Annotated in this window: 12 protein-coding genes; 6 read left to right on the top strand and 6 right to left on the bottom strand. The window is 61.9% G+C overall.

All coding sequences use genetic code 11. The annotated features are described in order from the left end of the window. Positions 1 to 23: 23 nt before the first annotated feature. From CAG11_RS18955 to CAG11_RS18920, 6 genes are all read right to left on the bottom strand, one after another. Complete coding sequence (locus CAG11_RS18955) at positions 24 to 713, bottom strand: DUF2786 domain-containing protein (protein WP_085597408.1); 690 nt, start codon at positions 711 to 713, stop codon at positions 24 to 26. Then, positions 713 to 994 (bottom strand): hypothetical protein, encoded by a 282-nt coding sequence (locus CAG11_RS18950; RefSeq protein ID WP_085597407.1) that lies wholly within the window; start codon positions 992 to 994, stop codon positions 713 to 715. Before CAG11_RS18950 ends, CAG11_RS18955 begins: the two co-directional genes overlap by 1 nt. A 277-nt stretch (positions 995 to 1,271) precedes the next feature. Further along, the gene (locus CAG11_RS18940; RefSeq protein WP_085597406.1) at positions 1,272 to 1,646 is read right to left on the bottom strand and encodes a hypothetical protein; all 375 of its coding nucleotides are present in this window, start codon (positions 1,644 to 1,646) and stop codon (positions 1,272 to 1,274) included. Beyond that, positions 1,643 to 2,389 (bottom strand): hypothetical protein, encoded by a 747-nt coding sequence (locus CAG11_RS18935; RefSeq protein ID WP_085597405.1) that lies wholly within the window; start codon positions 2,387 to 2,389, stop codon positions 1,643 to 1,645. The genes CAG11_RS18940 and CAG11_RS18935 overlap by 4 nt, the downstream gene beginning before the upstream one ends. A gap of 1 nt (position 2,390) precedes the next feature. Beyond that, positions 2,391 to 3,263, bottom strand: coding sequence for a ParA family protein (locus CAG11_RS18930; protein WP_085597404.1), 873 nt, complete (start codon positions 3,261 to 3,263; stop codon positions 2,391 to 2,393). Between the two features lie 838 nt (positions 3,264 to 4,101). After that, positions 4,102 to 4,389: a hypothetical protein gene (locus CAG11_RS18920; protein WP_143494628.1), complete on the bottom strand. Its 288-nt coding sequence runs from the start codon at positions 4,387 to 4,389 to the stop codon at positions 4,102 to 4,104. Between the two features lie 220 nt (positions 4,390 to 4,609). Between CAG11_RS18920 and CAG11_RS33630 the strand changes: the two genes are divergently transcribed. From CAG11_RS33630 to CAG11_RS18895, 6 genes are all read left to right on the top strand, one after another. Then, on the top strand, positions 4,610 to 4,915 hold the full coding sequence (locus tag CAG11_RS33630) for a hypothetical protein (protein ID WP_146043254.1): 306 nt from the start codon (positions 4,610 to 4,612) through the stop codon (positions 4,913 to 4,915). Then, positions 4,884 to 6,206 carry a 3-dehydroquinate synthase II gene (locus CAG11_RS18915; RefSeq protein ID WP_085597402.1) on the top strand — a complete coding sequence of 441 codons (1,323 nt, stop codon included), beginning with the start codon at positions 4,884 to 4,886 and terminating at the stop codon, positions 6,204 to 6,206. The genes CAG11_RS33630 and CAG11_RS18915 overlap by 32 nt, the downstream gene beginning before the upstream one ends. A gap of 8 nt (positions 6,207 to 6,214) precedes the next feature. Beyond that, a complete protein-coding gene (locus tag CAG11_RS18910) occupies positions 6,215 to 7,021 on the top strand; it encodes a class I fructose-bisphosphate aldolase (RefSeq protein WP_085597401.1) in 807 nt (268 codons plus the stop codon). 151 nt (positions 7,022 to 7,172) lie between these two features. After that, a complete protein-coding gene (locus tag CAG11_RS18905) occupies positions 7,173 to 9,524 on the top strand; it encodes an AMP-binding protein (RefSeq protein ID WP_256578631.1) in 2,352 nt (783 codons plus the stop codon). 18 nt (positions 9,525 to 9,542) lie between these two features. Further along, entirely contained in the window at positions 9,543 to 10,274 is a 732-nt protein-coding gene (locus CAG11_RS18900; protein WP_158091429.1) for a class I SAM-dependent methyltransferase, read from the top strand. Next, positions 10,274 to 11,977, top strand: a complete 1,704-nt coding sequence (locus tag CAG11_RS18895) for an FAD-dependent monooxygenase (protein ID WP_085597398.1) — start codon at positions 10,274 to 10,276, stop codon at positions 11,975 to 11,977. Before CAG11_RS18900 ends, CAG11_RS18895 begins: the two co-directional genes overlap by 1 nt. The last annotated feature ends 38 nt before the right edge of the window (positions 11,978 to 12,015 follow it).

Genomic DNA, 12,015 nt, shown 5'->3' with positions numbered 1-12,015 from the left:
TGGATGGGCTGTTGTGGTGTGAGTCATCGTCCACCCCCAATCGACATCCGTTCTTTGTGGCTGAGGCCTCGGCCCAAATTTGCTTGCTTCCCCTGGTGCCAACCTGCCTGCTGGGACCGAATGTCATGTCCCTTGGCCTCTGGCCGGTCCAGGTCCATGTATTCAAGAGTTGGGTGATGTAGGCTGATGTAAGCCTTGATTTCATCGCGGGGTTCCGCGTCAGCCCCTGCGAACTGGGCGACTTTGTAGCTGATAGCGCTCAACCAACCATCGACGAAGAGTTCCCCTCGGCGGCGTTTGGTTTTGAGCTGGCAGCGCTTCTGCAGAGCGACATGTGCCTTGCGTTGCATCACCAGTTGGTGGTGCAAGGCAGAGTACGCATAGGCCGCTAACTCAGGGCCTATGCCGATGCCCATGAACTTGATCGACCAGCCCGCCAGGCCAGAATGGAACGCTAAGTGCTCACAATCGAAGGCACGGGCACAGGTCGCCGCAAGACGGTGCAGCCAGTCTTTAGGTGGGCGAGCGGTGCGAGTGGGGACACAAACCTCCTCAACTGCATGTGCAGCCACCTCAAGGGACTCGAGGTTGTACTGTTTCATGAGGTGGCGGGCCTGCCGAAGTGCTGTTTCTGCTTCGTTCGGACTGGCGCCACAGTCGTTTGCCAGCGCGAGTAGCTTGCTGACCTTGTCGAGAACTTTCTGCTTATCCATCACGCGACCTCCGTTGATGACAGGGGAGGTAAGCTGTCGATAGCGAACCTTTCGCCTTCTCGCGTTGCGCGATAAACGACTTCATCCTGAGGGCAGAAGGCGGGGGGTTTACCAACGATCATGAGCCCCACACTGACAAGCTCATCGAGCTGCCGGGCGTCGTCGCCATCTGGGCCGGTAAGGAAGTGGTTGCGGCATACCGATCGTTTGTCACAGTCGTTCGGAGACAAACCGAGCGTGTGCCACAAGAGCTTGAGCTGGGCATCGGTAACGTGCGTCATGGCTTCAGCTCCTGGGGCAATGGAGCTTGGCCAGTTCTAGCTGACAATGCGGCTGCTTTTGCATACCAACGGGCCGCAGCCAAGACAGTCACGCACACCAGGGTAAGGACGCTCAGCGCAGCAAGAAGGTATGCGCAGAAGATGGCGCCCTGCAGCGCTAAGCCTGCGTAAGGCTCCTTGTAGATCGCAGCGAGGCAATAGGCCAACGCAAACGCTGCTGAACAGTTCATGGCGTACAGGCACAGAAAGCCCGCACAGTGAAACAGGCGTCTTGGGCTCATGAGCGATCCTCCATAACCTTGTGGAGAGGGTCGGCGCCGAGGAATACCTCTTCTGGCACGTCGTCCCATTCTTGGCGTATTGCCTCGAAGTCGCCGGAGTTCCAGCAGCGAAGAAAATCCAGAGGGGATTCACATGGATTGGCCAGGGCGTAGGCTACAGCAGCATTGGGCTGGTAAAGCTCCAGCTCGATCACTCCGTCGTCGCTGATCTTCAGGTTGTCGCTGTCTACCGGATACTTCTGTCCATCCAGGCTCAGCATGAGTTGCTGGTTCGTGAGGGCTTCATTTCGGCGAATGATGGTGCCCAGCCGGGCACGTAGCATCTGGAGGGTGACAGGCCGGATGCTTTTACTTGCATAGGAGCGGCTCATACTTCACCCCATGCATTCAGGGTCAAAGCGCTCTTCCAATGCAGAAGCGTTGTTTCTTCCGCAGCGGTGAGGGGAGCCCGGGCCAGGCAGTCAGCTACCTTCTGTTTCAGTGCGTTCAGACGCTCTTCAACGTCTGAGCCATCGTCATAGGCAATATCACTGGCTAGGGCTTGAATGAGCTCGGAGCGTGCTGAGACGATGTGGCTTTTCAGGTATCCCAGGGGAGTTGTCCAACTTCCTGCTTTATGGGCGTCATCCAGGCACTTCATCCATTCCTGGTTGTACTTAATCGGATCGTAGAAGCCGATATGGACCCCTGCCCGGTTGAATACCAGCGCGTCTTTCAGCACTTCTAATTGCTGCTCAACTGTTTCATGAAGCAGTGGGAACTCAGCAGCGATCAACTGTTTCGCCTGTGCATTACGCGCATCTTGGCGGCGTTTTGTGGCTTTTTCGTCTCGAACTCGCTTCTCCTTGGCGTGCTCAATGTGGTTGTTCACTGACTCGATGAGCGTGGCGGCATCAAGTAGTAGTTGGCGTTGCTCATAGCTGAGCTGCTCGCTAATCCGCCCCGACAGGCCGGAACCCATGGAGCCTCCGGAACCGAGCTTGCGTACTTCGCGTGCGGTACTGGTGAGTCTTGTTTGGACGCTGCGCAGCTCAGTTGAGCTATAACGGCTATTCAGGTTCTGCAGGAACTCAGGTGTGATCCCTGTTGGCTGGGTTATGGGGGATTTAGTCACTTCAGTTCCCCCCTTTGACGATCTGGGCTACACGCTCCTCAGTCATTGCAGCGAAGCGTTCATGCCATTCCGGAAAGGCCTCAGTGGCCAATTGTCGGAGGATGCTCAGCGCCGAGGGCGCAAGGCGATTCGATGGCTGCCGGTACTCCAAACGGTGTGCCGGGATGCCTTTGGATGCGGCGGTTTTGAAAACAACAGCGTGGGGTATGGTGGTGTGGAGCACGGAAACATCAGGGGTGCCGTCAAACACTTCCCTGACTGTTTCGTGTATTTGGCGGGCATCAACGGTTTGATCCAACCCATTGATGATTATGTTGATATGAGGAATGGTCAGGCCGAGGCGCGCATAACTTCGCAGGCCTTCCATCATGTGGATGGTGCCGCGGTTGAACTCGCGTGCCGCCAGCATGTTAGGAGGGAGGGGGGATAAAATTATGTCAGAAGCCAGAACGACCATCTCAAGCATGGCCGAGCGGGCGCCCTGAGTATCGAAGATAATCAGGTCGTACTGGGACTCGAACTCCGGCATCAGATTAGCCAGGCGAAGCCGGCCATCAGGTGCCTGTAGCAGGAGGTTGTTGAGCTGATTGTTGACGTCGTTCGAGACTATGACATCGAGGTTGGGGATGTTGGTTCGGGAAATAACCCGGGCCGGATCGGTTTCATTGAAGGCCAGGAGCTCATAAATTCCGCCCGGAGCTTCGTGAATCAGGGGGAAATAGGATGACGCTGAGGGTTGGACGGGATCCAGATCGATCAGCAGGGTGCGCAAACCTGCATCTGCAGTGAACGCACCGAGGTTGGTCGAGCCAGTTGTTTTGCCAGTTCCACCTTTGGTGGAGATTTTTCCTGCTTTTTTCGCCTTCTTTTTCATCGTGATGCCTCTAATGTGAATGTCATTAGAGGCTGCTGGGCTCGCAAACTAGTCCTAGGGTGCCGTGAAAACCCCTTCCTAGAGCAGTTCAGTCCAATTGTCTTTTAACCAATTGGTCGTAGGTTCGAATCCTACACGACCCACCATATTCAAGGTCGGATGCAATACCAGGAACCAGGCGATACAAGCCGTTCCACTAGTAGCGCAGACGTCTGGAACGCGTAAATCCACGTTCCTGGATTATGTACATACGAAAAGCCCACTGCCGGAAACGGTCAGTGGGCTTTTTCGTTCTAGCAGTCAAAAAATCAGCTTGCCCTTGGCACGAACTGCTCCAATTCGACGCTCGTATCTGGAAGCCTCGTGCAAACATCGACTTGCCGATGTCTGGCGCCGATCGGGCGTGCACAGTTCACCTTGCCGATACCGACATTCCTGGAGTCGAACGAAGCCGGGCGTTTAGTTTGTTGTCAATTCCCCATGAAAGAGCCGCTTCGGTCTGGTATGAGCCCCATCAGGGCTGCTGGCTCAAACGAATCTTCTATCGAGTGGCAGGGTGGTATTCCTCGATCCGCCCAGAGCGTCCCAGGTCCGTCCCAACTCAGCTCATGAGAAAGCCCTGTGCATGGCCTGGATATCTTTCCAGCGGGTACGGTTCAGTCCGTCTCTGCCTGGGCAATGCTGCAGCAGCTCGGAGGCTGTCGGGGACTACTGAGCGAGTGAGTCTTCAACTGTTGCCGCATGAGATCCAAGAAGCAGCGCTGGGGCCATCGGATAAGTCAGGCAATGGTGTCTTTCAATATCCAGGTCAACGGCAACACGCATATAGCTTTGGAAGTCACTGATGAATTCTGAAATGAGTGCGGCTGCCTTGAGCCTCATCGACGAACAGCGCAGCGATCAAGGTGGCCAGCTTGATGCTGTGCTTCCCGGTGGCCTGTGACCTGGAGACCGTGATTTTTCCCCCTTCCATCACCTGCTGCAGCCGGCACTGCAGCACGACCTTACCGCTGTCGAGGTGCAGAGCGACCAGGGCTGGCCGTGCATGATTGCCGCGGGAGCATGGCGGATATTTGGACAAAGCCCCGTATTCACCTCCTCCCGCATGCATGACGGCACGACTCATCCTTCCGGTCGGACTCTACGGCCGTCCGCGCCATTCCCCGACCGGCTGTGCTCGTCTCCATATTCAATGCTTCGCATGGCCAATTATTTGCCGATGATTTTTTTCGCGGGACAAAACGTCAATCAATTGGGACGAAACGCTTAACAGTCGGATTGTTGCGGGCTCTACGATAACCAAGCCGTCGTGACCGCCAAAAATAATCCGGCAAAGGAGCGCTCATATGGAGCAATCACGACGGATCAGATGGGAAGTCAAATTATTCGAGACGATGTGCCTGCCTGAGCAGGGGTTTGTTTTTTCCTGCCAGAAGCAAAGCTATGTATGTCACCCGAATGAGCCCGTCAGCGCATTTGACGAATGCCTGCCGGTAATTGTCAGCATGCTGCGAAAGCTGGGCGCGGCAACGCCGCCCGAGGTTTTTCACGTCGTACTGCACGCGGCGACCGGTTCGCCTGGTCGGCGCAGCTTCATACATCCACCTGGAGAGAACCCGCATGAGCAACGTGAGTGTTGTAGCGAAGGCTAAGGAAGCGCTGTCGATCAAGGAAGCGCCGGTGGCGGCAGAGCAGTTTGAAACACCGGAGACGGTATCGAAACGGACCTCGGTGAAGCTCACCAATCTGGGGAGCGCTGGGCAGTCGAAGCGTTCGGGGCTGGACAGTCAACTGGTGTGGTACGACACGGTGCAGCTGGCGAAGCCGCAGCCGGACGACAGCATGTTCGTGCGGGTGATCAACTCGCTGTACAGCGGGGTGGTGGTGTACCTGGACAACGTGGCGAACCTGCTACCAGCGATCCCCGAGCGGATGCAGGTAGTGCTGAAGCTGCGCGACGCCGCGGATCTGAAGGCGTTCCGCGACAGCCCGCAGTGTGCGGACTTCAAGGCGGACGACAAGCACTGCCGGAGCATTGCGTACCACGAGGCGGGTGCGCTGCGACAACTGGGCGCGGAAGGCTTCACGACCTGCTACACGAGCTATGTGGATGATCGCGAGAGCCTGCTGAGCGCGATCAACGAGGGGTTGGCGTTCAACTATCTGTGGATCCTGTTCCGTGACCCGACCAACATTCCGCTGGAACTGGTGATCGCGTCATTGCAATCGACCGGAACGATCCTGATGAAGGAGATCAAGGATCCGGCCAACGTGGACGACGCGATTGTCTCGTACGGGGTGATGGAGTACGGAGCGGAAGGGGTGATCTTCTCGCCACGCGACCACGCGGTGATGACGTGCTTCCTGGGACAATTGTCAGACGCGGAGCACGGCAACCTAGCGATCCAGGTGGGGACGGTAGTGGAAAGCCGGCCGGTGGGGATGGGCTACCGCGCATGCATCGATACCTCGACATTGTTCGAACCGGACGAGGGGATGCTGGTGGGGAGCACGTCGCAGGGTGGGTTGCTGTGCTGCCCAGAGGTGTTCTTCCTGCCATACATGGAGCTGCGGCCGTTCCGAGTGAATGCGGGAGCGGTGCATTCATATGTGTTCAACACGGACAACCGGACCGACTACATGAGCGAACTGAAGGCGGGTTCGCCGGTAATGCTGGTGAACTCGAAAGGGCGGGTGAGGCGTGCATCGGTGGGGCGGATGAAGATCGAGCAGCGTCCACTGCGGCTGATTGAGGTGGAGTTCGCGGGTCGGGAGCGGGTGAACATCCTGATGCAGGACGACTGGCATGTGCGGGTGTTCTCGGATGGGGCGAAGCCGCTGAACATCTCGGAGCTCAAACCTGGAGACAAGGTACTGGGCTATGTGACGGAGCCGGGTCGTCACGTGGGGATCAAGATCAACGAGACGATCATCGAGAAGTAGGAGGGAACATGGGCTACGTCGGCAGGAAACTGAGAGAGCGTCGGATTCTGTTCCCGGATTCGCAGCGCGGGCTGATCGTACCCGTTGATCATGGCCTGACGCTGGGCCCGATCGCGGGGCTGGATGCCATGGACGCGTTCAAGGGGTGGATCGGCAGTCCGCACATCAGCGCGGTACTGGGGCACAAGGGCTTGATCGAGCGGCTGATTGTGCACGAGCGGCTGCACCCCGCGACTGGGGTGATCGTGCACCTGAATGGAATGGCAAGCCTGTCACCGGACGCGGATACCAAGGTGATGGTGTCGGATATCGAGACGGCGCTGAGGCTGGGGGCGGACGCGGTGTCGGTGCAGGTGAACTTCACAGAAGAGAACTTCGCGCACAACTTCACGATGCTGGGCGCGGTGACGGACGCGGCGCACGAGGCTGGCCTGCCATTGCTGACGATGCTGTACGACAAGGTCAAGGCGGCGACGGCAGCGGAGCGGTTGGGGCGGCTGAACCATTTGGTGCGGGTGGTAACGGAACTGGGTTCGGACGCGGTGAAGCTGGCGTATCCGGAATCGCTGCATGAAATCGGGGAACTGGTGCGGCGGCATGGCGGCGATATTCGGATGTTCTTCGCGGGTGGGGAAAAGACGAGCGAAGAAGGGCTGGTGGCAATGACGCGGGCGGTGGTGCAGCAAGGAGCGAGCGGGCTGTGTATCGGCCGCAACGTGTTTCAGCATGCGCGGCCGCAGGCGTTGCTGAGGCTGCTTGCCGGCTGTGTGAAGGGAGAGGAAACCGAGCGGGTGCTGGAGCTCGACGCAGTGTGAGTGCCGCATGCGGGCGAAGGTGAATCCGATATGAGTCTGATCTCCGCGCCCGGGACGGGCGCGGTTCTTGAGGGCGGAACCGATGAATACAACGAATCACCAGGGAACAGGCTGGCCAGCTCCGGTCGCACATGAGCTCTCGCCGTTGTGGGTGGACATGTTTCCGGCGGGATTGCTGGAGGATCTGAGCGCGAACCCGTTCCTGGCGGCTTGCCGGGCGGGCACGGTGAGCGAAGCGCAACTGCGCGGCTTCCTGATTCAGCACCATCATTATTCGCAGTACTTCACACGTTACCTGTGCTCGCTGATGGGGAGCCTGACGGACCTGGGCGAATTCAAGGCGCTGTCGCACAACCTGGCGGAAGAGCTGTCGGGCAATGACACGGACCAGGTCTCGCATGCGGAGCTGTACCGCGAGGCGATGGACGAGCTGGGCGCTGTGCCGCGCAGCCTGCCGGTGCTATCGAGCACGAGGGCGCTGATCGACGCGATGTTCCGCTACTGTCGCGGCGCGGATCCGCTGGATGGGCTGGCAGCCCTGTGCCTTGGCGCGGAGGCGATCGTGCCGATCGTCTACGGGCCGATCCTCGATGCGTTGCGGCATCGGCACGCGTCGACGCGAGCGTTGCGGTTCTTCCAGATCCATGTGGAAGAAGACGAGCAGCACGCAATCGTGATGCGCGAGATCATCGATCGGATGATCTGCGAACGACCCTATCTGCGCGCTCGGGTGGTGGCGGTCGGCGAGGAGATGGTGCGGCTGCGGATGGCAATGCTGAGCGAGCTGCTGGCCTACGGTACTGACGGCGGCGCGCGCCTTCCTGAAGCGGCGCTAGCCGCATTGCGGGCGGATGCGTCGCTGGGCAGTGGCAACTTCCTCGACTTGTGCCTGGGGCTGAGCCCAGTGAAGGGTGTCGAGTTCCTGTACCTCGACAAGCCTCTGAGCTATGCGGACGGTACCCGGCTCCACGCGCTGAGCCTGGAGACGCTGCAGCAGTACCGGCGTTCGCTTGCGGACTGGTATTTGCGCCAAGGCGTGGGCCGCGACGACGTTGTGGCGGTCTGCGTGGAAGATGGCATCGCGCCGTTCCTGCACTACCTGGCGCTGACGAGCCTAGGCGCGGCGATCGCGTTGATCAATCCGGCGATGCCCGCCGATGTGGGCCTGGCCTACATGCGCGAGAACGGCTTCGGCAAGCTGGTGGTAGACGCGCAGACGCAGGCGTCGAGCGGCTTCGTGCAGCAGTGGCGGGAGCTGAACGCGGCGGCCCTCGTCGATGTATCGCTGGTGCGCCTCGAGCCGGTGGTCGAACTGCCCGCATGGTGGCCGGTCGCGCCGGAAGATTCGACGCTGGTGATGCTGAGCCATACGTCGGGGACAACCGGTGTGCCGAAGGCAGTGCGCTTCGAGCACCGGCAGTTCTTCATGGGCAAGCGGGCGCGCATCGGCCGCTTCGCGGAAGGTCCGGACGAGCGCCTGTTGACGGCACTTCCGCAGTCACATTCGGCGGCGATCAGCCATCTGGAGACGGCGGTGCTGCACGGGCTCCCGACCTTCGTGATGGGCACGCAGGACGGCGAGATGGTGCGCGCGGCGATCAAGGCATTTGCGCCGACCACGGTGGTGGCGTTTCCGAAAAGCTACATGCAGTTAGTGGAGGGCGGCGTGGCGGAGCGCGAATTCGCCACGGTGCGGCGCTGGTTCAGCATGGGCGACGCTGCCCACCAGAGCCACACGCGCCGCCTGCTGGTGGGAGCGCCGGCGTCGCGCTTCATCGATGCGTTTGGCAGCTCCGAACTGGGCATGGCGCTGTTTCGTAGCGAATCGACGCTGGGCGCGCTGGCACCGCAGCGTGCGATCGGCCGGCCGGTGGACATCGCGGTGGCGAAGATCCTGCACTCGGAAACGGGCGACGAGATGCCGCCAGGCCAGACAGGGTTGCTGGCGGTGCGCTCGCCCACGATCACCTCGGGCTACTGGCAGCAACCGCAGCGCACCCAGGGCGCGTGGCGCGACGGCTACTTCCTGACTGGCGACGTCGCGTACTGCGAGGGCGGCGTGTTCTATCAGATCGACCGCGAAGTCGATGTGGTGACGTCGCCGTTCGGTGTGCTGTACACGCTGCAGCTGGAGGAGGTCGCGCAGCAGGTGGATGGCGTGTGCGACGTGGCTGTAGTCGGCGTGGAAGGCGCCGCGCTGGGGGATCCAGCGCTGCTCGCGCTGGTGCTGCCGGAGCGCCGCGTGACGGATCCCGCCGCGCTGGCTTCGGGTGTACGGGACGCGTTGCGCGACGCGATCGGCGCGCAGCTGCCGGAGGAGGTGGTCGCGGTGGCCGTGGTGCGCAGCCTGTCGTTCCTGCCGGTGGGCGCGACTGGGAAAGTGCTGAAGCGGCTGCTGCGCCACTCGGCGGGGGCCTTGCTGCAGCAGGCGGCGGACGGCGGGGCGGCGAGCCGCGACGTACTGCATGTGACGCGTCGGGCGAAAGCCAGCGTGGGGGTCTGAATGGAGAGGTCAAGGCAGATGGCTGATCAGGGCTATGAATCCGACGCCGTCGCGTCGGTACGGCGGCGGCTGGCCGCCGCTGAGGCGGAGCGGTTGACGCAGTACGAATGCGACGGGCGCATCTTCGAGGTCCACGACGGCGTGTTTCCGCCAACGCATTTCCAGTCGACGCGAATCTTCACGCGGCACCTGCCGTATCCGCACGGCGGCGCGTTCCTGGAGATCGGTTGCGGTACAGGCGTGACGGCGGTGACGGCTGCGTTGTCGGGCTGCGCGCGGGTGGTGGCGTCGGACATCAGCGAGGCGGCTGTGCGCAACGCACGGGCGAACGTGGAGCGCCACGGCGTGACGGAGCAAGTATCGACGCGCCACGGCGACCTGTTTGACGTACTGGACGACGGTGAGCGGTTCGACATGATTTTCTGGAATTCGAACTTCGTGTTCGTGCCGGAAGACTACGCGTTCGAGCAGCCGATCCTGCGCGCGTTTTGCGACGCGGGCTACGTCGCCCATCGCCGCTTCCTGCGGGAAGCGCCGTCGTACCTGAGTCCGTCGGGCCAGTTGCTGATCGGCTTCAGCAGCCAGGGCGACGAGTCCGCGCTCAAGGCGCTGCTGACGGAGCACGGCTATGCATCGACGGTGGTTGCGTCGGCGTATGGCGAGGGTCCGGGCGCGCACCGTTACGATATTTTGCGGCTGTGGCCCGGTGGCGCGCCGTCCGGTCGCGACGTGGGAGGGGGCGGCGCGTGATGGCGGATGCATTCGACGCGCCGTCGCAAGACCGACAGCGCCCCGTGGCGATCGTCGGCGGTGGTCCGGTAGGGCTGATGCTGGCGCTGTTCCTTGATCGTCACGGGGTGGCGAGCGTGGTGTTCAACCTGGAAAAGGACAGCCGCTGGCATCCGAAGGGGAGTACCCACAACACGCGGACCATGGAGCACTATCGGCGGCTGGGTGTATCGGAGGCAGTGCGTGGGCTGGGGTTGCCAGTGGATCATCCGCGCGACATCGCCTACTTCACACGGCTTGCGGGCTGGGAGCTGGCGCGGTTCGGCATGGGCACGGAGCGCGAGCGGTCGCGCGCGGCTCACGAAGGCGGTGAACTTGATCAGCAGCCCGAGCCACTGCTGCGTGTCAACCAGATGTATGTGGAGCGCTTCCTGCTCGCGCATGCGGGTACGCGCTCGAACATCACGCTGCGTTATGGCTGGCGGGTAAGCGGCTTCGAGCAGGATACGACGGGCGTGACGCTGTTGGCGGAACCGGCCGACGGAGGCACTGGCGAGCTCTGGCGCGTCGCCTACCTGGCGGGCTGCGACGGCGGCGCGAGCTTCGTGCGCCGTACGCTGGGGATCGCCTACGAGGGGCCTGGCGGCGCGCACGATGGTTTCCTGGGCGGGCGCATGTTCTCGAGTTACGTGCGGATCCCGGCGTTGCACGGCGAACTGCTTGGGGACCGCAAGGCCTGGATGTACAACGTGATGGCACCGGGCGCGCGGATGCTGCTGGTGAGCCTGGACGGTGGCGACGAGTTTCTGCTGATGTCGAAGCCGGCGGTCGGGGAGGCGGAGCCGAACGATGCGACGGTGATCCGGCGGATCCAGGAAGGCGTGGGCTGCGCGGTGGACGTGGAGGTGCTCGCACATGCGCCGTGGCAGGGTGGCGTGGCACTGGTGGCGGAGCGCTTCTCGACAGGGCGGGTGTATCTGGCCGGCGACGCGATTCACCTGTTCTCGCCTACAGGTGGGCTCGGGATGAACACCGGCATCGACGGCGCGGCGAATCTTGCGTGGAAGCTCGCGGCGGCGGTGCAGGGCTGGGCGGGAGATAGCCTGCTGGCGTCGTACGAGGCGGAGCGCCGACCGATAGCACAGCGTAACACCGCAGCAGCGCGCTTCCTGACGCAACGGGTCGGCGAACTGCGGGTGCCGGCGCAAGTAGAGGCCGACGACGCGGCTGGCGAGGCGGCGCGGCGTGAGCTCGGCGAACAGCTTACGGGGTTTCGTCGCCAGTTCGAGGCGCCTGGTGTGGAACTGGGCGCGCGCTATGACGGTTCGCCGATCGTGTGGCCGGATGGCGTTCCGCCTGAGGATGACCTGCTGGCCTACCGGCCGAGCAGTGTGCCGGGCGGCCGACTGCCGCATGTGTGGGTGACGGGGGCGGACGGCGTGCGGCGTTCGATGTTCGACCTGCTTGGTACGGGTTTCACGTTGCTGCGGGTCCGCGCGTGCGACGCGACCGGCGGGAGGGACGACGACGCCACGCGGCTGGCCGATGCAGCGCGTGCGCGGGGGATCCCTTTGGCGATCGTCGATGTGGAATCGGATGCAGCGCGCGCGTTGTACGCGCGGCGCTTGGTTCTGGTACGACCCGACCAGCACATTGCGTGGCGCGGCGATACGGCGCCGCGCCACGCGGGCGCGGTGCTCGATCGTGCGGTGGGCCGGATCTGACGGCCGCGCAGGGTGGATGGGTTTTCTTGGCACAGGAG

Origin of the sequence: Pseudomonas sp. B6(2017), from assembly GCF_002112765.1 — a bacterium.
Taxonomy (GTDB): Bacteria; Pseudomonadota; Gammaproteobacteria; order Pseudomonadales; family Pseudomonadaceae; genus Aquipseudomonas; species Aquipseudomonas piscis.
The sequence above is the reverse complement of the archived record's forward strand: the minus strand, read 5'-3'. Positions and strand labels throughout refer to the sequence as shown.

What these genes read in the sequence shown, in the direction of transcription:
- CAG11_RS18930 (WP_085597404.1), bottom strand. Translation starts at nt 3,263, where the DNA reads ATGAAAAAGAAGGCGAAAAAAGCAGGAAAAATCTCCACCAAAGGTGGA.
- CAG11_RS18950 (WP_085597407.1), bottom strand. Translation starts at nt 994, where the DNA reads ATGACGCACGTTACCGATGCCCAGCTCAAGCTCTTGTGGCACACGCTC.
- CAG11_RS18920 (WP_143494628.1), bottom strand. Translation starts at nt 4,389, where the DNA reads ATGAGTCGTGCCGTCATGCATGCGGGAGGAGGTGAATACGGGGCTTTG.
- CAG11_RS18955 (WP_085597408.1), bottom strand. Translation starts at nt 713, where the DNA reads ATGGATAAGCAGAAAGTTCTCGACAAGGTCAGCAAGCTACTCGCGCTG.
- CAG11_RS18895 (WP_085597398.1), top strand. Translation starts at nt 10,274, where the DNA reads ATGGCGGATGCATTCGACGCGCCGTCGCAAGACCGACAGCGCCCCGTG.
- CAG11_RS18940 (WP_085597406.1), bottom strand. Translation starts at nt 1,646, where the DNA reads ATGAGCCGCTCCTATGCAAGTAAAAGCATCCGGCCTGTCACCCTCCAG.
- CAG11_RS33630 (WP_146043254.1), top strand. Translation starts at nt 4,610, where the DNA reads ATGGAGCAATCACGACGGATCAGATGGGAAGTCAAATTATTCGAGACG.
- CAG11_RS18900 (WP_158091429.1), top strand. Translation starts at nt 9,543, where the DNA reads ATGGCTGATCAGGGCTATGAATCCGACGCCGTCGCGTCGGTACGGCGG.
- CAG11_RS18915 (WP_085597402.1), top strand. Translation starts at nt 4,884, where the DNA reads ATGAGCAACGTGAGTGTTGTAGCGAAGGCTAAGGAAGCGCTGTCGATC.
- CAG11_RS18910 (WP_085597401.1), top strand. Translation starts at nt 6,215, where the DNA reads ATGGGCTACGTCGGCAGGAAACTGAGAGAGCGTCGGATTCTGTTCCCG.